General features: G+C 68.1%; 17 protein-coding genes and 1 riboswitch. Of the genes, 3 read left to right on the top strand and 14 right to left on the bottom strand.

The genetic code is table 11. The features are described 5' to 3' along the window. Positions 1-43 precede the first annotated feature (43 nt). Complete coding sequence (locus ABD116_RS29260; RefSeq protein WP_343977321.1) at positions 44-541, bottom strand: DUF3145 domain-containing protein; 498 nt, start codon at positions 539-541, stop codon at positions 44-46. Positions 542-829: 288 nt separating this feature from the next. Between ABD116_RS29260 and ABD116_RS29255 the strand changes: the two genes are divergently transcribed. Next, the gene (locus ABD116_RS29255) at positions 830-1,411 is read left to right on the top strand and encodes a dihydrofolate reductase family protein (protein WP_343977318.1); all 582 of its coding nucleotides are present in this window, start codon (positions 830-832) and stop codon (positions 1,409-1,411) included. A gap of 18 nt (positions 1,412-1,429) precedes the next feature. Here the strand turns inward: ABD116_RS29255 and ABD116_RS29250 are convergent, their stop codons facing one another. Genes ABD116_RS29250 through ABD116_RS29235 form a run of 4 tightly spaced genes read right to left on the bottom strand, consistent with a single transcriptional unit; the run spans position 1,430 to position 5,647 of the window. After that, positions 1,430-2,491 carry a LacI family DNA-binding transcriptional regulator gene (locus ABD116_RS29250; protein ID WP_343977315.1) on the bottom strand — a complete coding sequence of 354 codons (1,062 nt, stop codon included), beginning with the start codon at positions 2,489-2,491 and terminating at the stop codon, positions 1,430-1,432. Further along, the gene (locus ABD116_RS29245) at positions 2,488-3,336 is read right to left on the bottom strand and encodes a carbohydrate ABC transporter permease (protein WP_343977312.1); all 849 of its coding nucleotides are present in this window, start codon (positions 3,334-3,336) and stop codon (positions 2,488-2,490) included. The genes ABD116_RS29250 and ABD116_RS29245 overlap by 4 nt, the downstream gene beginning before the upstream one ends. After that, positions 3,333-4,361 carry a carbohydrate ABC transporter permease gene (locus ABD116_RS29240; protein ID WP_343977310.1) on the bottom strand — a complete coding sequence of 343 codons (1,029 nt, stop codon included), beginning with the start codon at positions 4,359-4,361 and terminating at the stop codon, positions 3,333-3,335. Before ABD116_RS29240 ends, ABD116_RS29245 begins: the two co-directional genes overlap by 4 nt. Continuing rightward, positions 4,358-5,647: an ABC transporter substrate-binding protein gene (locus ABD116_RS29235; protein WP_343977307.1), complete on the bottom strand. Its 1,290-nt coding sequence runs from the start codon at positions 5,645-5,647 to the stop codon at positions 4,358-4,360. Before ABD116_RS29235 ends, ABD116_RS29240 begins: the two co-directional genes overlap by 4 nt. 301 nt (positions 5,648-5,948) lie before the next feature. Between ABD116_RS29235 and ABD116_RS29230 the strand changes: the two genes are divergently transcribed. Beyond that, entirely contained in the window at positions 5,949-9,035 is a 3,087-nt protein-coding gene (locus ABD116_RS29230; protein WP_343977304.1) for a glycoside hydrolase family 9 protein, read from the top strand. Here the strand turns inward: ABD116_RS29230 and ABD116_RS29225 are convergent, their stop codons facing one another. Genes ABD116_RS29225 through ABD116_RS29215 form a run of 3 tightly spaced genes read right to left on the bottom strand, consistent with a single transcriptional unit; the run spans position 9,036 to position 12,017 of the window. Then, positions 9,036-9,989 carry a VWA domain-containing protein gene (locus ABD116_RS29225; RefSeq protein ID WP_343977301.1) on the bottom strand — a complete coding sequence of 318 codons (954 nt, stop codon included), beginning with the start codon at positions 9,987-9,989 and terminating at the stop codon, positions 9,036-9,038. It abuts the gene before it with no gap. Continuing rightward, positions 9,989-10,978 (bottom strand): DUF58 domain-containing protein, encoded by a 990-nt coding sequence (locus ABD116_RS29220; protein WP_425552175.1) that lies wholly within the window; start codon positions 10,976-10,978, stop codon positions 9,989-9,991. Before ABD116_RS29220 ends, ABD116_RS29225 begins: the two co-directional genes overlap by 1 nt. Before the next feature lie 4 nt (positions 10,979-10,982). After that, positions 10,983-12,017 carry an AAA family ATPase gene (locus tag ABD116_RS29215; protein WP_343977299.1) on the bottom strand — a complete coding sequence of 345 codons (1,035 nt, stop codon included), beginning with the start codon at positions 12,015-12,017 and terminating at the stop codon, positions 10,983-10,985. A 237-nt stretch (positions 12,018-12,254) separates the two neighbouring features. Here ABD116_RS29215 and ABD116_RS29210 point away from each other — a divergent pair, with 237 nt between their 5' ends. Beyond that, on the top strand, positions 12,255-13,133 hold the full coding sequence (locus ABD116_RS29210) for a hypothetical protein (RefSeq protein WP_343977296.1): 879 nt from the start codon (positions 12,255-12,257) through the stop codon (positions 13,131-13,133). Here the strand turns inward: ABD116_RS29210 and ABD116_RS29205 are convergent. The 6 genes from ABD116_RS29205 to ABD116_RS29180 all read right to left on the bottom strand — a co-directional run bounded on the left by ABD116_RS29205 (position 13,130) and on the right by ABD116_RS29180 (position 22,255). Beyond that, the gene (locus ABD116_RS29205) at positions 13,130-13,387 is read right to left on the bottom strand and encodes a CBU_0592 family membrane protein (RefSeq protein WP_343977293.1); all 258 of its coding nucleotides are present in this window, start codon (positions 13,385-13,387) and stop codon (positions 13,130-13,132) included. The two genes, ABD116_RS29210 and ABD116_RS29205, sit on opposite strands and share 4 nt — an antisense overlap. Positions 13,388-13,407: 20 nt before the next feature. Further along, positions 13,408-13,478: riboswitch (guanidine-III (ykkC-III) riboswitch) on the bottom strand. Between the two features lie 11 nt (positions 13,479-13,489). Continuing rightward, the gene (locus ABD116_RS29200; RefSeq protein WP_343977290.1) at positions 13,490-15,772 is read right to left on the bottom strand and encodes a right-handed parallel beta-helix repeat-containing protein; all 2,283 of its coding nucleotides are present in this window, start codon (positions 15,770-15,772) and stop codon (positions 13,490-13,492) included. A gap of 66 nt (positions 15,773-15,838) precedes the next feature. Then, complete coding sequence (locus tag ABD116_RS29195; RefSeq protein WP_343977287.1) at positions 15,839-16,729, bottom strand: aldo/keto reductase; 891 nt, start codon at positions 16,727-16,729, stop codon at positions 15,839-15,841. Positions 16,730-16,814: 85 nt separating this feature from the next. Then, positions 16,815-19,310 carry a LamG-like jellyroll fold domain-containing protein gene (locus tag ABD116_RS29190; RefSeq protein WP_343977284.1) on the bottom strand — a complete coding sequence of 832 codons (2,496 nt, stop codon included), beginning with the start codon at positions 19,308-19,310 and terminating at the stop codon, positions 16,815-16,817. A 151-nt stretch (positions 19,311-19,461) separates the two neighbouring features. Then, positions 19,462-20,571, bottom strand: coding sequence for a lactonase family protein (locus ABD116_RS29185; protein ID WP_343977281.1), 1,110 nt, complete (start codon positions 20,569-20,571; stop codon positions 19,462-19,464). Positions 20,572-20,662: 91 nt separating this feature from the next. Continuing rightward, positions 20,663-22,255, bottom strand: coding sequence for a CocE/NonD family hydrolase (locus tag ABD116_RS29180; RefSeq protein ID WP_343977278.1), 1,593 nt, complete (start codon positions 22,253-22,255; stop codon positions 20,663-20,665). Positions 22,256-22,338: the final 83 nt, after the last annotated feature.

Genomic DNA, 22,338 nt, shown 5'->3' with positions numbered 1-22,338 from the left:
GTCCTGCCCTCACGGGCTTTCTTCTGAACTTCTCAGGTTCTGCTCAGACCACCTGGTGCAGCCAGCGGACGGGCGCGCCGTCACCGGCGTACCGGAACGGTTCGAGCTCGTCGTCCCAGGGGCGGCCGAGCAACCGCTCGACCTCCTCGGTCAGATCCGCCTCGCCGGTGGACGCCTTCAGCATCGCTGCCTTCAGCCGTTCCTCGGGCACCATGATGTCGCCGTGCACCCCGGTGGTCGCGTGGAAGACGCCGAGCGTCGGGGTGAAGGAGTACCGCTCGCCCTCGACTCCGTTGCTGGGCTCCTCGGTGACCTCGAAGCGCAGCTTCTGCCAGCCGCGCAGAGCCGAGGCCAGCTTCGCCGCCGTGCCGGCCTCGGCCTGCCACGACAGCTCTGCCCGGTACGTTCCCTGCGCCGCGGGCTGCGGCGTCCAGTCGAGTTTCACGGGCACGCCTAGGATGCCGCCCGCTGCCCACTCAACATGAGGGCACAACGCTGACGGCACGGTGTGGACGTATAAAACGCCACGAGTCGTCGCCACCGGGACCTCCTGTGTTCGAGCTGCGCCTTCCCCAGCGTTCTCGAACAACCACCGTCGATCCCGGACGGCGAGGTCCATACTGCACCACGCACCCCGCCAACACCAGCAACCTCGCCGTGTCAACTACATCACCGTCGTGTCGCAATCCAGAACCCTCCAGTCCGCAAACCGGGCTGCCCCCTGTCGTCGGAAAGAATTCGGCAGGCGCTGTCGATTCCCCTGCGAGCCGTTCGACCAAGGGACGAGCAGCTGCCCACCGGGCCGCCCGACGCAGTGAAGGAGAGCACCATGGCCGCGACCTACACCTTCGACATCTTCTCCAGCCTCGACGGCTTCGCCTCGTACGACGACGCCGACTGGGGACCGTACTGGGGTAAGGCCGGCGACGAGTTCCTGGATCGCCGGCTGGCGCAGTACGCCGAGCAGCAGCGGATGGTCTTCGGCGCCAACACCTTCCGGCTGATGGAGCAGATGGTCGGCCTGAGCAAGATTCCGGCCGAGGCGCTCGACCCGGTGAACGCGGCCATGCGGAGCATGCCGGCCACGGTGTTCTCCTCGACCCTCGACGGACCGTTCGACTGGCCGGACGTGACCGTTGTCAAGGGCAACGCGGTCGAGGTGGTCGCCCGGCTCAAGGAGGAGTCCGACGTGCCGTTGCGGTCACACGGCAGCCTGTCGCTGAACCGGGCGCTGATGGCCGCCGGCCTGGTCGACCGGGTGCAGATCACCGTGTTCCCGGTGATCGCCGGTCAGACCGGCGTGGAGCCGATCTTCCAGGGCGCGGCCGACTTCGACCTCGAACTGATCGAGAGCCACACCTTCGACGGCCGCACCCAGGAACTGACCTACCACCCCACCCTGCACGGCTGACGACAAACCTCCCAGAGCTCAGACCGACGAGCGGATCACCAACTGCGTCGGCAGGATCAGCGGGCTCGGTTGGTCGCCGGACATCAGCGCGAGCAGCATGCGGGCCATCTCACGGCCCAGCGCGTGGATCGGCTGGTTGACCGTGGTCAGCGGAGGCTCCGTGTGGCGAGCGCTGGTGATGTCGTTGAAGCCGACGATGGACACGTCGCCGGGGACGTCCCGGCCGGCCCGGGCCAGGACCCGGAGGGCACCGATCGCCATCTGGTCGGAAGCGATGAAGACAGCGTCCAGGTCGGGGGCCCGATCGAGCAGCTTGGTCATCGCGATGCTGCCGCCGTCTTCGCGGAACTCACCGTTCTCGACCAGCGTGTTGTCCAGGCCGGCGACGGCCAGGGCGTCTTGGAAGCCTTGCAGTCTGGCCATGCCGGCGCCCTCGTCGAGGCGGCCGGTGATGGTGGCGATCCGGCGGCGGCCGGCCGCGACCAGGTGCTCGGTGGCGAGTCGGGCGCCACCGCGGTTGTCGGCGTCCACGTAGTACCGGGGTTCGAAGTTGAGCGGGTGGCCACCGAAGACGACTGGCACGGAGGCGTTGGCGGCCAGGGCGGCCAGGGGGTCGTCACCGTGGAGGGACATGAGCATGACGCCGTCGGCTTGCCTGGTGCGGAGCAACTGCTCCAACCTCGCCTGGCCGCGGGAGGAGGTGGCGAGCGAGAGCATCAGTTCGAGCTCGGTCTCCTCCAGGACGGAGTTGACGCCGACGACCACCTCGGCGAAGAACGGGTCGGCGAACATGCCCGGGTCGTCGCCGGAGATCGCGAGCACGACCGAGCCCGCTTGCTGAGTCGCCAGCGCACGAGCCGTGGCGTTGGGCACGTAGCCGAGATCGTCGACGGCCCGGCGTACCGCCTCGCGTTTGGCGCGGCTGACGTGCGGCGCGTTGTTGATCACCCGGGACGCCGCCGATCGCGACACCCCGGCCCGCTCGGCGACCTCGTCGAGCGTGGGTTGCCGTCTGGGAGTCTCGGTCGTCACCTGGTCGTTCTCCTTCGTCTTGCCTGGTCCAGACTTTAACTCGGTCACGACCGTACGGCTCCGTCCATGATGCCGCCGATGATCTGGCGGCCGAAGAGGATGAACACCAGCAGCAGCGGGACCGTCGCGATCAGCGTGCCGGAGAACATCAGCGTGTAGTCGGTGTAGTACTGCGTGGCGAGCTGGCTGAGCGAGAACTGCACCGTCGGGTTGTCCGCCTCGAGGATCGCGAGCGGCCAGAGGAACTCGTTCCAGGTGCTCATGAAGGTGAACAACCCCAGTACTGCGGCGCCAGGGCGCAGCGCCGGCGACACCACTCGGACGAACAGCCCGAAGGTGCTGCAGCCGTCGAGCCGGGCGGCCTCGATGAGCTCGTCGGGTACTGCGCGTTCGGCGTACTGGCGCATCAGGAACACCCCGAAGGCGGAGACCAGGAACGGCACGATCACCGCCTGGAGCTGGTTCTGCCAGCCGAGCTTCACCATCACCATGTACAGCGGCACGATGCCCATCTGGACCGGCACCATCATCGTCGCGAGCACCGCGATCAGGAGTGTGTTGCGGCCCCTGAACCGCAGCTTGGCGAACGCGAAGCCGGCCAGCGACGAGAAGAAAACGACCGAGATGGTGACCGCGACCGAGGCGACCATCGAGTTGACCAGCCCGCGGGCGAAGTGGGCCTCCTCGGCGTTGAAGAGCCGGCCGACGTTGTCGCCGAGGTTGCCGCCCGGGAGCAGCGGCGGTGGCATCTGGCCGACGACGTCGTTGGAGCGGGTGGCGACGACGAACAGCCAGTAGAGCGGGAAGACCGACAGCACGAGGCTGACGAGCAGGGTGAGGTAGACGAGGGAGTTGCCTCGGGTACGCCGTCCCAGTTGGTACTGCCGTCTCATTGGGTACTACCGCCTCTCCAGCGCCTGGCGATCAGCGCGTTGGCGACGCCGGCGAGCACGGTCAGCAGGAAGATCGCCCACGCGATCGCCGATCCGTAGCCGTAGTCGAAGTTCTGGAAGCTCTGCTCGAACATGTACATCGCGATCGTCTGGAACTGGCGCAGACTGCCGCCGGAGATGTCGCCCTGGCCGAACAGCAGCGGCTCGGTGAACAGCTGCATGCCGCCGATCGTCGACATCACCACCGTGAAGATCAGCGCCGGCCGGATCAGCGGCACGGTGATCGCCCGGAACTGCCGGATCGCGCCGGCCCCATCGAGCTGGGCCGCTTCGTACAGGTCGCGCGGGATCGACTGGATGGCCGCCAGGTAGATCAACGCGTTGTACCCCGTCCATCGCCAGTTGACCATGCTCGCGACCGCGACCCACGACGACGCCTTGCTCGCCTGCCAGTCGATCGGCCCGATTTCGACCAGCCCCAGCAGACCGTTGACCAACCCGGTGTCGCGTCCGTAGAGCTGCCCGAACACGATCGCCACGGCCGCCACGGAGGTGACGATCGGCGCCAGCACCCCCAGCCGGAACATCATCAACGCCCGGATCGGCCGGTTCAGCAACCCCGCGATCACCAACGCGAAACACAACTGCGGAACGGTCGACAACACGAACAATCCCAGCGTGTTCCCCATCGCGTTCCAGAAGTCCGGATCCCCCACCAGCCGCGAGTAGTTCCGCAGCCCCACGAACCCCGCGTCCCCGGTGAGATCCCAAGCCCGCAACGAAACCCATGCGGTGTAGACCAACGGAAACGCCCCGAAGAGCGCGAACAAGACAAAGAACGGAGTGATGAAGAAGTACGGCGACCCATGGAGGTCAAGGCGATTCCGCCAGGACGCCGCAGCCTCGCCTCTCCCGGTAGCGCGCCGCACGCGCGCGTGCCCGGGCGGCAGCCCGCCCCCGCCGCCCGCCGCCTTGACGGCGGGCGGCGGGCTCTTACGCGGCGAGCGATTGACTGTTGCGCTCACTTCTCCACAGCCCGCTTGGCGTCCGACATCGCCTTCGTCCAGGCCTCGTCGGGCTGCAACTTGCCTTGCTCCACCGCGGTGAGGGCGTCGCCGATGCCGTCGCCGACCACCTGGTTGTCGGGGCCGAGGTAGACCGGCTTGAGCTCCTTCGCCGACTGGCCGAAGATCTTGCCGACCGGCGCCTTGTTGAAGTAGTCGTTGACCGCGCTGGAGACCGACGGGTCGTCGATGGCCTGCGGTGCCGAGGGGAAGTTGTTCTTGGCCTTGAAGGCGCCGATCTGGCCGGCGGGGCTGGTCAGGAACTTGGCCAGCTCAGCGGCTTCCTTCGGGTGCTTGCTCTGGGCCGGTACGGCGAGGAACGACCCGCCGCGCACCGCGCCTTCACCGGGGACCCGGGCGACATCCCACTTGCCTGCGTTCTCCGGGCCCGCCTGGTCCTTGATGACGCCGAGCATCCACGCGGGGCACGGGATGGTGGCGAAGGTGCCCTTCTTGAAGCCCGCGTTCCACGCCGGGCTCCACATCTGCAGCTTGCCCGACAACCCGGCGCCGACCATCGCGACCGACTGGTCCCAAGCAGCCCGTACGCCGGGGTTGCTGTCCGCGATCAGTTTGTTCGAGCGATCGAAGTACGTCGTATCGCCCTGCTGCATGAGGATGTTCTGGTAGACGCCGCCGACGGTGTCGAAGTAGCTCGCGCCGGTGCCCGCGGCAACGAACTTCTTGCCGGTGGCCAGGTAGCCGTCCCACGTCGGCCACAACGCGCCGACCTTCGCCCGATCGGTCGGCAACCCGGCCTTCGCGAACAGGTCCGTCCGGTAACACATGCCCTGAGCACCGATATCGGTCCCGAGACCGACGAGCTTCTTGCCGTCCGGCGTCAGCGCCTGCTGCCACTTCCAGTCCAGGAAGTTGCCCTTCAGCTCACCGGCGCCCTGGTCGAGCAGATTGACGAACTGATCGGGCTTGCCCATCAGCTTGATCAGGATGCCCTCCTCCAGCGCGACCACGTCGCCGGCGCCGCTACCGGCGGTCAGCCACTGCTGCAGCTTGGGCGTGTAGTCGGCGAGCTTGGCGATGTTGTCCTGCTTGACCTGGATGCCCGGGTGCGACGACTCGTAGGTCTTGATCAGGTCCTCGTAGCCGAACTGCCCGAAGGTCTTGATCGTCAGCGTGACCTTGCCGTCCGCCGCCTGCTCACCGTCGCCGCCACCGCAACCGGCCGCCAGCAGCGCCACGCTCGCGCCGATCGCAAGCCCTACGGCAAGCGCTTTCCTCTTCGCCATGATGGTGCCTTTCCGATTCCGTGCGACTGATTTTGGAAGCGCTCCCAGTGCGATGGACGCCGAGGCCACGGTGACGCCGCTGAGCCAGCGTCGGACAAAAACTGGGAGCGCTTCCGGCCGACCATAGGGCACCGGAGGCCAGTTGTGAAGGGCAGATTTCCCGCCTGTTTCAGTCTTGACACGCCCCGGAGGCGTCGGCACCATGCACAGGGACGCCGCTGACCCTTTGGCCAAAATCTGAAAGCGCTCCCAGCGCGATCCCTCCGGAGGCAGCTGCATGACCACACTCCGAAGGCGCTCAGTGACCACCCTGACCGCCTTCCTCCTCGTCCCAGCGACCCTTGTCCCGGCGACCCTGGCCGTCCAGGCCGCGGCGGCCGACGGCCCGCAGTACGAACGGATCCTGAACGGGAACTTCGACAGCGGCGTGAAGGCGCCGTGGTGGACCAGCGGGAACACCCCGTCGACCGTCACCGACGGGCGGTTGTGCGCCCAGGTCCCCGGCGGCACGGTGAACGTGTGGGACTCGATGATCGGGCAGGACGACGTCCCGGTGGAGAACGGCCAGCCCTACACGCTGCGCTTCGAGGCGTCGGCCAGCCTCGCGACCACCTTCCGCGCCGTCGTGCAGACCTCGTCCAAGCCGATGGCGACGGTGATGAACAAGACGGTCAACGTCACCACCGGCACCCAGACCTTCACCTTCACCGGCACCTCGCCGACCACGTCCGAGCACACTCAGGTCAGCTTCCAGGCCGGCGGCGGCAGTACGCCGTACACGCTGTGCCTGGACAACATCTCGCTGGTCGGCGGTGTCGTACCACCTGGTGGGGTACGGGACTTCGGCTCTCCGGTCCGGGTCAACCAGCTCGGCTACCTGCAGAGTGGACCCAAGCGGGCCACCTATGTCACCGACGAGACCAGCCCGCTCGACTGGCGTCTGCTCGACGCTACGGACGCCGTCGTCGCCCATGGCAGAACCATGCCCTACGGTGCCGACGCGATGTCCGGAACCAGCGTCCAGCTGATCGACTTCAAGCGGTACGAGGGGTCCGGCGACGGTTACCGTCTCGCGGTCGGCGACCAGCTCAGCGAACCGTTTGCTATCGGCAACAACATCTACCAGTCGCTGTCGCAGGACGCGCTGGAGTACTTCTACAACAACCGCAGCGGCATCCCGATCGAGGCCCAGTACGTCGGCGCGGAGCGCGCGCGGGCAGCCGGCCATCTCGGCGTCGCGCCCAACAAGGGCGACACCTCGGTCCCCTGCCTGCCGGGGACGTGCACGTACAGCCTCGACGTACGGGGTGGTTGGTATGACGCGGGCGACCACGGCAAGTACGTGGTGAACGGCGCGCTGGCGGCGTGGCAGCTGCTCGATCAGTACGAGCAGTCCGGTGACGTGACGCTGAAGATTCCTGAAGCAGGCAACACGATTCCCGACCTGCTCGACGAGGCGAAGTGGGAGATCGACTTCCTGCTCCGGATGCAGGCGCCGTCGGGTTTGGTGCATCACAAGATCCACGACGAGAAGTGGACCGGCCTCCCGCTCAGGCCGGATGCCGACCCGCAGCAGCGTTACCTCTATCCGGTGTCGACCGCGGCCACGCTGAACCTCGCGGCGGTGGGCGCCCGCTGTGCACGGGTCTATGCGCAGTGGGACAAGGCGCTGGCCGGCCGTTGCCTGACCGCGGCCGAGAAGGCGTGGAAGGCAGCGGTGCAGAACCCGGCCATCTATGCGCCGGACGGCGGCGAAGGCGGCGGTGCGTACGACGACACCAAGGTGACCGACGAGTTCTCGTGGGCGGCGGCCGAGCTCCTCACCGCCACTGGTCAACAGTCCTACCGGAAGGCGATCACCACCCGCTTCGACGCTGCGGAGGGCTTCTCCTGGCGGGACACCGGTGGCCTGGCCGATCTCGCGCTCGCCAGAGTGCCGAGGGCCTTGCCCCGGGCGGAGTACAAAGCCGTGGTCGACCGGATCGCGCGGGCTGCGGGCGTGTACCTCGACGACCTGCAGGCGCAGGGATACCCCAACCCGTATCTCCCGGCGGACGGCAAGTACGTCTGGGGATCGAACAGCGCTGTCGCCAACAACGCGATGATCATGGGGCTGGCCTACACGCTGACCGATCGGAGCAGGTACCTCGAAGGGGCGCTGGAGTCGCTGGACTATCTGCTCGGGCGGAACGCGATCAATCAGTCGTACGTGACGGGGTACGGCGAGCGGGACAGCCACAACCAGCATCACCGGTTCTGGGCGAAGTCGCTCGACCCGACGCTGCCGTCGCCTGCTCCTGGATCGCTGGCCGGTGGGCCGAACTCCGGCCTGCAGGATCCGGTGGCTCAGCGCGGGTTGCAGGGGTGTGCGCCGGCGACCTGCTATCTCGACAACATCGGTTCGTACTCGACCAACGAGGTCGCGGTGAACTGGAACTCGGCGCTGGCGTGGATCACGGCGTTCGCTGACCGTCAGTCGCATGAGCAACTGAACACTCAGGCGTCGCCGGCGAGTCCGATCGATCTGACGAGTGGGTTCTACGTCAATCCGGACTCGACGCCCAAGGCCTGGGTGGACAGTCATGGGAGTGACTCGAGGGCCGCGACGATCACCACCAACATCGCGAGCAAGCCGACGGCCAAGTGGTTCGGCCAGCCGCCTTCCGGTACGACGATCGGCGCGATGGTCGGTGGGTACGTCGGGGCGGCCGACAATGCGGGCAAATTGCCGGTACTGGTCGCGTACAACCTGCCTGGGCGGGATGCGTGTGGCGGGCTCTCCGGCGGCGGGGCAGGGTCGCCTGCGGCGTACCGGTCGTGGATCTCGGCGTTCGCGGACTCGATCGGTACTCGCCCGGCAGTGGTGGTGATCGAGCCGGACGGGTTGGGTGACTTCGAGTGCATGACGGCGGATCAGATTGCCGAGCGCAACGGGATGCTTGCCTTCGCCACGCAGCAGTTCCACGATCGGGCGCCGAACACGTGGGCGTATCTCGATGCGGGTAACGCCGGCTGGGTGCCGGCGGCAACGATGGCCTCGCGACTGCAAGGCGCGGGGATCGCCACCGCACGCGGCTTCGCGGTGAACGTGTCCAACTACTACACGACCAGCGCTTCGGTCACCTACGCCGACAACGTCCGCAGCAGCCTCGGTACGGCGACACCGTTCGTCATCGACACCAGCCGCAACGGCAACGGCTCGAACGGCGAGTGGTGCAATCCAGCCGGCCGCAAACTGGGCACCCCCGCCCAAACCGGCGGCGGCGCCGAAATGCTCCTCTGGGTGAAGGTCCCCGGCAATTCAGATGGTCCCTGCGGGATTGCTCCAACCACCCCCGCAGGTCAGTTCGACCCCGACCTGGCAGTCCGTCTGATCAACGGCAGTTGATTACGGGAAGCGGGTGGCCAAGGCGATGCAGGCGCCGGCTGCCAGCAAGGTGAAGAGCATGGCGATGCCGGCGAAGCGGGAGGTGACCTCTTTGTTGACCTTGTCGTAGCCGACCGAGGAGCCGATGTCCTTGTAGACGTCTTCGAGTTCGCCGGCGGATTCGGCCGTGTAGGCCTCTCCGCCGGTGATCTCGGCGACGCTGCGGAGCTCGGCGCGGTCCGGAGGGACGCGCTGACGGATGCCGTCCATCTCGATGAAGCCTGAGTCGGTACCGAAGGTGATCGTGTAGACCGGCGTGTGCTTCGCTTTGGCGGCCTGCGCGCCTTCCTGGGCGGTCCGGCCGACAGTGCGCTTGCCGTCGGACAGCAACACAATGCGCGCCGGAGCGGGATCGTTCGGGTGCTCGGGATCAGCCGGTACCTGGGTAAGCGCCTGCAACGAGGTGAAGATCCCCTCGCCGGTAGCCGTCGACTCGGCCAGCTCCAGCCCGTCGATCGACCGCTGCACGGTGGCCCGGTCCGTCGTCGGCGGCACGATGATCGACGCGGTCCCCGCGAAGTTGACCACCGCCACGTTGAACTTGGCCGGCAACTGGCTGACGAAGTTCTTCGCCGACCGCTTCGCCGCCTCGAGCCGGTTCGGGTCGACGTCGGTCGCCATCATCGACAGCGACACGTCGATCGCGACGACGATGGTGGCCCGCTCGCGCGGCACCTTCACCTCGTCCTTCGGCTGCGCGAACGCGATGATGCACGACGCCGTCGCGAACAGCGCCAGGACGACCGCCAAGTGCCGGCGCCATTGCGGCCGGCGTGGTGCGACCCGGTCGAGCAGCGCGATGTTGGTGAACCGCAGCGCGTACTGCGCTCGCCGGTGCTGCAGGAAGATGTACCCGGCGACGACGACCGGGATGAAGAGCAGGAACCACAGTCTGGCCGGAGACAGGAACTCCATCAGCGAGCCACTCCCTTCGGCGGTTGGTGCAGGCGGGGCGCCATTCGCCGGTAGGCGAGGACGAACCGCACGGTGTCGGCGACCCAGTCTCGGTCGGTCCGCAGGACCAGGTGTCCGGCTCCTACCCTACGCAGGGCCGTCCTGGTTCGTTCCCGCTGCGCCAGCGCGGCGACGGCGAACTCCTCGCGCACCCGGCGCTTGCGGGTGTCGATCTCCCGGATCGCTCCGGTCTCCGGGTCGCCGATCATGACGACGCCGATGTTCGGCAGTTCGAGTTCGCGCGGGTCGACGATCTCGACCGCGAGCACCTGGTGCTGGGCGGTCAGCTTGCGCATCGACCGCTCCCAGGACGGCTCCATCCGGCTGTCGATCTCGCCGTCCTCGGGGGTGAGGAAGTCCGACACGATCACCCGGAGACCACGCTTGCGCTGGGTCCGGGCCATCGAGTCCAGGGCGCCGGCCAGGTCGCTGCGCGCCTGGTGCTCACCGTGATCGGTCTCCGCGAGCAACGCCCGCAGCAGGCCGTACAGGGCGAGCCGCCCCGACCGGGCCGGCCAGCGGCGCAGGGTCGAGTCGCGCAGCATCAGCCCGCCGAAGCGGTCACCGAGCCGGTGGGTCAGGAAGCCGACCGTGGCGACCGCGGCCACGGCAAGCTCCCGCTTCTCCAGCTGCGACGTACCGAAGTCCATCGAGGCCGACAGGTCGACCATCGCCCAGGTCTCCAGCTCGCGGTCCGCGATCAGGTCGCGGACGTGCGGGACCGTGGTCCGGGCGGTGACCGCCCAGTCCATCCGGCGGACGTCGTCGCCGACCTGGTACTCGCGGGCCTCGGCCAGCTCGGTACCCGGGCCGGGCAGCAGACCGAGATGTTCGCCGTGCAGGAACCCCTCGAGCCGCCGGACCACCGTGAGCTCGAGCCGGCGCAGCGCGCGCTCGGGCGCGAGCTGCGAGATCGTCATCGCAACCCGTGGGTCTGGTCGGTTGGCCATCTGGTTAGACGAACTCGGGGCGGCCGCTGCCGTCGCTGCCGTCGCGCCAGACCGGCTGCGGCGGTGGGACGGTGGCCAGGATCCGCTCGACCACCGCGCGCGGGTCGATGTTGTCGGCGACCGCGTCGAAGGTCAGGCCGAGCCGGTGGCCCATCACGTCGAGCGCGATCGTCTGGATGTCGCTGGGCAGCAAGTAGTCGCGGCCGTGGATCAGCGCCAGCGCCCGGCCGGCCGAGACCAGGCCGAGGGTCGCGCGCGGGCTGACGCCGAGCTCGATGATCGGCTCGAGGTCGGGCAGATGGAAGTCGGACGGCGTCCGGGTCGCCATCACCAGGCGGACCGCGTACTCCGCGACCAGGTTGTGCACGAAGACCTGCTCGGCCGAGCGCTGCAGCTCCATGATCGTCTCGGGCTTGAGCACCTGGCGGGCCTGCGGCGGGTCGACGCTCATCCGGCGGAGGATCTCGAACTCCTCGTGCCCACGCGGGTGCGGTACGTCGATCTTGACCAGGAACCGGTCCCGCTGCGCCTCGGGCAGCGGGTAGACGCCCTCGGACTCGATCGGGTTCTGGGTGGCGATCACGATGAACGGCTTCGGCATCGGGAAGGTCTGGCCGCCGATCGACACCTGCCGCTCGGCCATCAGCTCGAGCATCGCCGACTGCACCTTGGCCGGCGCCCGGTTGACCTCGTCGGCCAGGACGAAGTTCACGAAGGTCGGACCGAGCTCGATGTCGAACGCCTCGCGGGTCTGCCGGTAGATCCGGGTGCCGACGATGTCGGACGGGACCAGGTCGGGGGTGAACTGGATCCGGGCGAACGAACCACCGACCACCGACGCGAAGGTGCGGACCGCGAGCGTCTTGGCCACGCCGGGCACACCTTCGAGCAGGCAGTGCCCCTTGGCGAGCAGCGACACCATCAGCGTCTCGACCATGTGCTCCTGGCCGACGATCACCCGTTTGATCTCGCTGATCGCCTCGCTGACCAGGTGTGACTGCTGGGCCACCGACCCGGTCGGCACAGTGGTTTCGGTCATGCCTGTCCTTCCGGGGTCCGCGGTGGACCATGTCTGCGCACGGGAACTGCCGCCCATTCCATCAGATCGCCGACCCAGGGCACGCGCGCGCCCCGCCCTGCTCCCCTCCTATCCTGCCCAGCCGCTCAAATCCGAACACCCCGGTACGCCGGGCCGCGGCGCCCAACAGCACCCGGTACGCCGTACGCGGCGGGCGCGGGCGACATGGCTACCGGGGATGTGGTGGGATTGGAGGTGATGACCGCGACCGACTCCCAGACCGACACGGCGGCGCCGACCGAGCCTGAGGCTCCTGCCGAGGTGCCCGCCGAGGCTCCCGCGCGGGCCGTGCCGGACGCGTTGCCACTGCTGCCGGAGGACCCGCCGCGCGTCGGCGACTTCTGGCTCCGCGGCCGCCTGGGCGCCAATGCGGCCGGTTATCTCTACATCGCCGCCGACGAGACCGGCCGTGGCGCGGTCGTCGCGATGATGACGGAGGGCTCCTCCGACGACGCGGCCGCCCGCGACCGGTTCATCACCGCCGTCGACAAGCTGCCCGACGGCGCCGTGCTCGGTCACAACGACGAAGACGACGAGGACGTCGCGCTCTGGGCGGCCATCGGACCGGTCCGTGAGTACGACGGTTCGAGCGCCGCCGACGACGAGCAGCTGATCGCGGAGCGCCGCGGCGAGGACATCCTGTCGGCGGTCCTGATGGACCGGATCCCGCCGATCGGCCGCGTCCGCGGACCGGACTTCCGCCACTACTGGGAGAACCGCCGCCGTCCGGGCCTGTTCCGCATCTGGCCGCTCCCCTGGCCGTCCGCATTGCGGCCGGCCTCCTGGCTCGCGGTCGCGCTCTCGCTGCTGACCATGGCGGTACTGATGGCAGTGGCGATCCTGGTCGCCTGGCTGATGTTCCGGCACTCCCCCGAGCTGGAGCCCGACCCGCTCATTCCGCCGCCGACCAACACCTTCACGGTGACCGTCACCCCGACCACCCCGCCGCCCAACTCGAACAGCACGGAGAGCCCGACCACGCCCGGCGGATCCCCGCCGGACACCGTCACGGTTCCCCCGCCGGGCTCGCCTACTTCGGGTTCCCCCGGCACCCCGGAGCCAGGCGACCGCTTCTAACTCACCGTGGTGGGCTTGGCGGTCCGGAGCAGGCTCACCAACCCGATCAGGCTGACGATCCCCCAGCTGCCTTCTAGCAGCAGGAAGCCCCAGGAGCTCTCAGCGGCCGCGATCACGGCCAGTACGGCCGAACCGATCAGGTTCAGCAGCTGGTAGGACAGGGTCTTCTGCTCGAGCCGACCCGCCTGCGCGGCCGCGAAGGCCACCAGCACGGTCAGGGCACCGACGATCTCGATCACATCGACGACATGCATGGACTCGGCCCCTCCAGGGACCGGCGTCGTCTTGTCGTGAACCGGGTACGGCGCCTTCTCGTCCGGAGGCCCGCCGGATCAGCGGGCCTCCGTCCACAGTACCTACAGGGCGTGCCGGATCGCAGTTGCCTTCGTCACCAACTGGCTCGCGGCGGGCGCCGGGATCTTCGCGGGGGAATTGGCCTTCACCTCGACCACGAACGCGACCAGCAAGACCCTCGCGACCAGCTTGTTGTTCGCCTTCAGCGCGGTCCGGGCCTTCTCGAGCTTCAGCACCAGCGACGTCTCGAGCGCCTTCTGCAGGTGCAGCCCCTTCACCTCTGCGATCAGGTCGGTGAGCATCTTGTCCGGGCTCGGCGACTCGGCGAACTCGACCGACCCCGCGTCACAGTTGGCGCCCAGCGGGCGAGCCTGCAGGCGCTGGTCGTCCACGGTCGTGCAGCTGGCGACGGGTACCCGCCCACCGAGTGGGCTGGTCGCGGCGGGCAACCGGCCTTCGGGGTAGCCGTTCGACAAGGCGCCGAGTTGCGGGTCGGCGGCCGTGACCAAGTCGGAGGCGATTGTGCTGCAGGTGGCGTCGCGTAGTACGGAGAAACCGCCGGAGACGCCGTGGAAGGCGCCGCCGACGCCGGCGCACGCGGTACCGGTGATCGGCAGGACCAGGGCGCTGCGACTGATCGCGACCGTGGCGGACGGTACGGCGGCGATGTGCGCGCCTGTCGTCGCCTTGTCGTCGGCCATCGTCACGTGGGTGAGGTCGACGTGCGTCGCCGTGGTGAAGTTCAGGCCGCCACCGGTGGTCGCGGTGTTGCCGTTGACTGTGCTGTTCAGCATGCTCGCCGCGATCGCCGAGATCCGCGCGCCACCACCCGTGCCTGCGGCCGGTACGACGGAGTTGTCGTTGATCGTCGCCTTGTCGAACTTCACCGACTCCGCGGCCAGGTCGAGGCCGGCTCCGTTGGCCGCGTGGTTCCCGTAGTACTTGCCGCCGTCGAACGTGGCCTGGTAGGCGAAGCCGACCTTGACGCCACCGCCGTTTCCGGTCGCCGTGTTGGCGGAGATGATCGGCTGGAAGCCGCTGACCGATCCCGCGCTGAAGGCGTAGACACCGCCACCATCGGTACCGGCCGTGTTGTTGTTGACCTCCGTCGAGTCGAGCGACATCGATGACGTCGGCACCACGTCCGGTCCGACCGTGAGGAAGGCCAGACCGCCACCACGCTGAGCCGCCGTGTTGCCGATGAAGCTGCCCTTGTAGGCACTGAAGTCACCGACGCCGATCACCGCGCCACCGCCATCACCCGCCGAGATGTTGTTGTCGATCGGCGTCCGGTCGACGTACGTCGAAGCGGTGTTGCCGCCGTCCTCGACCAGGACCGGTGTGACGGACAGCCCGCCGCCGGACACGGTGCTCTTGTTGCCGGTGATGCCCGACAGCATGATGTTGATCCCCGATGCCGGGGTGCCGCTGCGCTGAGACATCGACATCGAGATGCCGCCGAGCGCGTCGACCGCGGTCAGCCCGTTGTTGGCGACGCTGGCGGAGTACAGGTTCAGCCGGCCGCAGTTGACGCAGCGGATGCCGACCCGGCCGTTGTTCTCGACCTGGCTGAAGTTGAGTTCGGTCTTGTTGGCCGGGAAGCCCTGGCCGGTGTTGCTGATCCCGGCCCGGGTGTTGTTCGAGATCGTCGAGTTGTCGACCAGCAGCGGGTAGCCGTCGACGAGCGAGATGCCCGAGCCGACGTTGTTCGAGATCGTCGTACCGTCCAAGTGCGCCGAGCAGTTGTCACAACTCACGATGCTGCCGGTGTTGTCGTGCAGGTTGCTGTTGTTCAGCGTCAGCCGGTACGGCGTGATCCCGTGGTCGAAGCTCGACCAGACGACCGTGCCGCCCGGCGAGAGCACGTTGCGGATCTCGACATTCGACAGCAGCAACTCGCTGTCCGAGCGGACCGCGGCACCTTCCAGCGCGACCGCTCCAGGGTTCGGGCCACCGTCGATGATCAGGTCCTGGAGCTCGAGCCGGCCCGCGTGGTTCGTGCTGTCGATGATGCCGACCGCGTTGCAGGACTGGTCGATCGTCGAATTGTTGCCCTGGACAATGAGTTCGTGGCCGTCGGCATGGGTCAGCGGACCGGCGCAGTTCGTCAGCGGGTAGGTCAGCCCGGCGCCCAGCGAGATCGTGTCGTCGGCACCGTTCGCACCGGCCGTCGTGAACGCCTCCCGCAGCGACGTCAGACCGTCGCCGCCGTTGACGACGTCGGCCGTCGTGGTGACCGTGATGGTGGCGGCCGAGGCGACCGGCGCGGCGACCGCGACCAGGCCGGAGCCGAGCAGCCCGGTCAGCACGGCGGCGCGCAGACAGGACGAAATGATTCTGGACATGTGCCATCCCCCCACAGGAATCGAACGACCAGAATCACCTAGCGGGAGGTCACTGACAAGAGGTTGCTAGTCGAGAAGCCGGAGGAGTTCCTTGTCACGCCAGAGGTCACCAGGAACCGATTGCCGGACCAGCGCCGCGTCGGCCCGGATCTCGGCCTGGCTGGCCGCGCCGATCAGGACCGAGGCGACCGCGGAATGCCTGCCGGGAAAGGCCAGCGCGGCCTGCGGCAGCGATACGCCGTACCGCTCGCAGACCGCCGAGATCCGGCGCGCGAGGATGATCGCGGGGTCAGTCGTTTGTTTGGATTGGTCGACCTGCAGCACTTGCTTGCTCAGTACGCCGGACACGATCGCCAGCACTCCCCTGGCCTGACAGCGGTCGAGCAATGGCGTCGCCGACCGATCCAGTAACGAGTACTGCCCGGCGAGCAAGACCGCGTCGAGTTCGGTGTCGCGGACGAGCCGATCGAGTAGTTGCCAGTCGCCGGCCGCCGCCCCAACAGCGCCGATGTCTCTTTGAGCCCGCATTTCGTCGAGGACCGGGTAGGCCTCCTCGATCGCCTGCTGCCAGTGCTCTCCCGGGTCGTGCAGCAGGACCAGATCGATGCTCAGGCCGAGCCGCTCGCGACTCTCGGCCAGCGACCGGCGGATGCCCTCGGCGGAGAAGTCGGGGGCGCCGTCGATCGTCCGGCCGACCTTGGTGGACAGCAGATACTCGTCTCGGGGGCGGCGGGCCAGCGCAGTACCGAAGCGCCTTTCGGAGCGGCCGGCGCCGTAGCTCGGTGCGGTGTCGAAGTACCGGATGCCGGCCTGGTACGCCGCATCGATGGTTGCCATCGCGACCGCGTCCCCGGCCGGGTCCGGCAGATCACCGATCGGCGATCCGCCGAGCCCGAACCGGGGCAACCGGAACTTGGTCGAGGTCAACGGGCTGAGAACGTGGCTCGGAGCGGTCATCTGACTGGCCCTCCCTGGTCGGCACCACTACCAGGATGCGTGGTTTGCGACCGCCTCGCATCTCGAATCCGTTGACCCGCTTCGATCAGCGCCCGGAGGCGTACAGCGCGCGCACCTCCGCATCGTCGAGGGCCCGGTCGAAGAAGTGCACCTGGTCGACGGTGCCGTCCAGGTAGTCGACCGAGTTGCCGCCGAACTTCGCCCGGCCGATCACCGCATGCCCGGTCGAGGTGGAGTCGAGGCTGCAAGCGCTCTTGGTCGCGGCCAGCTCGCCGTCGACGTACAACCGGAGCTCACCCTTCGCGGCATCCCGTACGCCGGTGAGGTGGTACCACTGGTCCGGGTTGGGCTTGGTCGGCGCGAGGGCGCGCTGGCCGGGGAAGCTCATCGCGAATCGCTGGTCGGCGCCGGAGTACTGCAGGAAGAAGGCGCTGTCGCGATCGCCGTCCTGACTGACCACGGTCTGGAACGATCCGTCGGCCTTGTTCAGCTTCACCCACGCCGTCGCGGTGTAGTTGCCGGACGTGTCGAGCAGCTGCGCGCCGGTGTCGATGAACTGGTTGGACCCGTTCAGGGCAACGGCTTCACCGGTCTTGCCCGGGGCGAAGACCGCGCCGTTCTGCAGCGTCGCGTCGTTGGTCCCGACAACATCATCCGCGTTTCCATCGAGCGGGTAGAAGTGGATGCCGTCGGCACCTGGCGTGCCCGGTGGGAGCTGCGGCCCACTCGTGCCGGTGCCGTCAGCGCCCTTGATGATCGCGGTGTTCACCGCCTTGACCTGGGCGAAGTCCATCTTGGGGATCTGCCGGTCGTAGGTGAAGAAGCCGTTCAGCTCGCCCTCGACGTCGGTGATCTGGGTGTACACCGAGCCGCTGATGCCACAGGAGTTGGCGGAGCGCAGGACGTCGCGCTGGTTCTCGACGTACCGGCGGGTGAGCGTCGCCTGGTCGGGCGTCATCTCATAGGCGAACCCGTCGCCGAACCACATGTGGTCGGTCGTCTTGAGGCCGAATCCGCCGTGCTCGCCGTCGACCGCCACCCGATCACCAGCCGGGGTGGACGTCGCCGGGCCGAGGTACGCGTGGTGGTCGATCATGTCGCCGCGACCGGAGTCGCCGAGCGAGTCGCAGCAGTTCATCCCGCTGTGCGCGTTGACGAGCCGGGACGGGTCCTGGGCCTTCACGCTGTCCGCGATCCGGCCGGTCTCGGCCAGGTCCCACTCACCCCAGCCCTCGTTGAACGGGATCCAGGTGGTGATCGAGGTGAAGCTCTTGTGCTCGTCGACCATCTCCCGCAGCTCGGCCTTGAACTGGTCACGCCACGGGCCGGCCGGGATCGGGTCCGGCTTGGCGGCCGGCATGTCCTGCCAGACCATCAGACCCAACTGGTCCGCGTGGTAGTACCAGCGGTCCGGCTCGACCTTGATGTGCTTGCGCACGGTGTTGAAGCCGAGTTTCTTGTGCTGGACGAGATCGAAGGCGAGCGCCTCGTCGGTCGGGGCGGTGTTGAGACCGTCCGGCCAGAAGCCCTGGTCGAGGGTCGACAGGTTGAAGAGGATCTTGCCGTTGAGGGCGAGCCGGAGCTTGCCGTCGGCACCCTTCACCTTGCCGACCGATCGCATCCCGGAGTACGAGCCGACCTCGTCCTGGGTCTTCCCGCGGTCGATCAGCTTGACCTTGAGCGTGTAGAGGAACGGGCTGTCCGGCGACCAGAGCTTGGGGTTCTTGATCGGCAGCTCGAGCTCGGTGTCGGCCTTGCCCGACACCCTGCCGACGAGCTTGCTGCCGTCGTACGCCGAGGCTTCCACGTCGAGGCCGGCAGGGCCGCTGGTGTCGGCGGTGATCTTGAGTGAACTGCTCGGCAGGTCGGGGGTGAGCTGCAGGCGGTCGATCGAGGAGGTGGCGACGGGCTCCATCCAGACGGTCCGCCAGATGCCGGAGCTGCCTTGGTAGAAGATGCCGTGGTCACTGACCTCGCGCTGCTTGCCGATCGGCTGGAACGTCTCGTCGGTGAGGTCCTCGGCCCAGACGATCAGCTCCTGCGGGCCGGACCGTTTGAGCACGCTCGTGACATCGACGTCGAAGCCGTCGTAGCCGCCGCGGTGGGTGGCGACCTGGCGGCCGTTCACCCAGACCTTCGCGTCGTAGTCGACGGCGCCGAAGTGCAGCAGCAGCCGCTGCCCCTTCCAGCTGCTCGGCACGGTGAAGGTCCGGCGGTACCACATCCGGTCCTCATGGCGCTGTACGCCGGACAGCGCCGACTCGATCGGGTACGGGACCAGCACCTGCTCGGCCAGCGTCTTGCCGAACGGCGGCGCCTCCCCCGTGGCCGCCGGGGCGAACTCCCAGAGTCCGTTGAGGTTCTGCCACTTCTTGCGGGTGAGCTGCGGCCTCGGGTACTCCGGGAGCGCGTTGGTGGGCGACACGTCGTCGGTCCACGGTGTGCTCAGCGGCGGGGTCCCCTTGTGCCAACCAGTTTGAGCGGCCGGTTGCCCGACTGCCTGCTGGGTGCCGGAGGCGAGCGCGGTCGCGGCCAGGAGGCCGGCGACCGCGGCTGCCACCGCGCGTCGTCTGAAATGCATGGGCTTACCTCTCGTGGGCGGAGAAAGGTCAGTCCACTGGAAACGCTTCCATGACGAAGCGTGACCGGGCGGACACGCTCGTCATTCAAGGCCGACGGGAACAAAAAGGCAAGAGTTCAGTCAGAATCAAACATCAGCTGACCGGTAGTGGTCAGCCTGGCAGGACGCAGACCGGGATGGGGGCGGTGAACGAGCTCTTCTGGGTCAGCCCGCCGGTCTGGACGTCGACCGCCAAGGTGGTGATGTTGTTCGATCGCTGATTGGAAACGAACATCAGCTTGCCGGTCGGGTCCAGCGTCACGTGGCGCGGCCAGTCGCCGCCGCAGGACGGCGTACCGATCCGCCGCAGGCTCGCTCCCCCGGACTCGACGGCGAAGATCGCGACGCTGTTGTGGCCGCGGTTGGTGAGGTAGACGAACCGGCCGTCCGGCGAAATGATCACCTCGCCCGGGTAGTTCGCCGGGCCTGCGGGGGCCGTGGCCTGGGCCGCCCCCGGGGTCACCTTGCCGGTCGCGCCGTCGTACTGGCAGACGGTGATCGTGCTGTTCAGTTCGGCGGCGACGTACGCGTAGCGGCCGTTGGGGTGGAAGGCGAGGTGGCGCGGGCCGGCGCCGGTCGTGAGCTTCGCCTGGCTCTTGAGGGCGAGCTTGCCATTGGCAATCGTGTAGGTGTAGATCGTGTCGGTGCCCAGGTCGACGGCCAGGACGTAGTTGCCGGTCGGGTCCTGCAGGACCTGGTGCGCATGCGGGGCCGAGCCCACATGCTTGACCAGGTCGGTCCGGGCGCCGAGGCTGCCGTCGGTCCTGACCGGGTGGACCGAGATGTCGCCGGAGCCGTAGTTCGCGCTCAGGAGGTACTTGCCGTTGGCAACGAGAGTCAGATGGCAGGGTGCGTTTCCACCGTTGGGCTGGCGATTGAGCACGCGCAGGTGGCCGGGTGAGTCGACAGCGATGGCGGTCACGCCGCCGGACGACTGCTCGTTCACGGCATACAGGTTGCGGCCTGACGGCGAGAGGATCAGGAATGACGGGTCCTGGACGCCGGCCAGTACGCCGGTCGAGGTGAGCTTGCCGGTCGTTGCGTCGTACGACGCGATCCCGATGCCGGTACCACCGCCCGACTCGGAGGTGTAGGTGCCGAGGTACAGCGTGCCCGTGGCCAGGCAACTGGCGGTTGCCTGAGCTGGGGTCGCTACACCGACTGCTGCGCTACCGACGGCAGCGGCGGTGAGTCCGAGGAACTGGCGGCGGCTCGTACCCATGACACATCCTCCGAGCAATTAGGTAATGATCCGACCACAAAGAGTGGCCTAGCTCGGCGGATGTGGCAATAGGCACAACCTAGGTTGCAAATTACGCAACTGGGACCGTCAGCGATGACGGGTTGCCGGCGGGCGAGCTGAAGGTGGCCGAGCTGCCGAGGCTGCTGTAGCCGAGATAGCGCGGATCGACGGTGTCGACGACGAGCACCAGGTGATGCCCGGCAGGCACCTCCCAGCTGGTCGCCTCGAGCCTCAGGTCGACGGTCTCGGGCTGCCCGGCCGTTGCCCCACGCAACGTGTACGGCTTGTGCGAGACGAGCGAGCCGACGCCGAGCGCGTCCACGTCGTACAGGTAGGCGAACAGCGAGGTGTCACTCGCGCTGGGCGTCACCGTCAGGTGCAGCTTCGGAGCACCGTTGACCACGGTTCTGCTGCTGTACGCCGGACCCGACCACACCCCGGCGAAGGTCCGATCGACGAGTGGCGTGGCGACGCCGACCGGGATCGAGAGCAGGCCTTGGAACGCACCCGAGAGCAGCGCGACGCCGCTGTCGGCGACCGTCGGAACGCCGGCGCCGATGCCGTTGGACCAGCCGGTGGAGGCCTGGGATTGCAGGGCTCCGGTCCGCGACAGGCCGGTCGGCTTGGTCAGGTACGAGGTCTTCTCGGTGCCGACCGACGCCCAGTCGGGGTAGCTCCGCCAGACGTTTCGCTGCGACTTCAGCTGGACCGGAGCCTCTTGGTCGGCGCCGTTGTCCGCGCCCGTGAGGAAGTGCCGCAGCCAGGGTGCGAGCTCGTCCCAGACCTCGTTGGGCAGGCCGATCGCGCCTGTCACCTCAGGGGTTGCGTGGTCGCCATGCGCGAGCAGAAGGCGCTTCGGCCCGGTCAACTGGGTGAAGAAGTCGGTGTACTGGCCGGGCGGGAAGATCGAGTCCTCGAAGGCGTTGGCCAGGAAGACCGCGGGGTGGTTCGCGTTGATCTGGCCGACCACGGTCTTGGCCGACCGGATGGGCGCGAGCGCCGTCGCGTCGGTGATCGCGCCGTCGAAGTCGCCGGTGATGAACTTCGTCTGCAGCGCCTGCATCTCCGGGCCCGGCCGGCCGGTGATGTTGCCGGCGGCAAGCAGACCGGCCACCGCTTGGAGACTGACGGTGTCGTTGGGGTGGATCGACGCGATCAGATCGGCCCAGCCGCTGAGTGCGCCGACCGCCTTGATCCGCGGATCGTGGGCGGCCGCGAGGAGCGAGACACCGGCGCCGTACGAGATACCGACGGAGGCGACCCGGCTGGTGTCGGCCGGCGTGTGGCCGGCCGCCCAGTCGATCACCTCGGTGACGTCGGCGACGGTCGGCGGGCCGGCGATGTCGATCCCGCCGGCGGAGTCCCAGAAGCCACGGCTGGTGTACGAGATGACCTGGAAGCCGGCCGTGGCGAGTTTGCTGCCCTGGCCGACGTACTCGAGGTTCGGCACGCCCCAGCTCGACGGCATCACCACGAGCGGGAACGGGCCGGCGCCCTGCCCGGTCGGGGTGAGCACGACGGCCCCGAGCTCGGTCCCGCCGGCTCCGGGGATGCGCTGGTACGACGTACTGAAACCGGCCGCTTGGGTCTGGGCCTGCGCCGGGGCGGGAGCGAGGCCGATGCTCGCGACGAGGACTGCTAGGGCGACCACGAGTCTGCGCATCGATGACCTCCGGGCGGGGTTACTCCTCGGTTTTACCGAAGGGTAACCACGAAGTTACCGGTGTGTCATTAGTTCGTTGCGTT

It is taken from the genome of Kribbella koreensis, assembly GCF_039525325.1.
In the GTDB taxonomy this organism is placed as follows: domain Bacteria; phylum Actinomycetota; class Actinomycetes; order Propionibacteriales; family Kribbellaceae; genus Kribbella; species Kribbella koreensis.
This window is presented reverse-complemented; position numbering and strand designations above follow the sequence as displayed.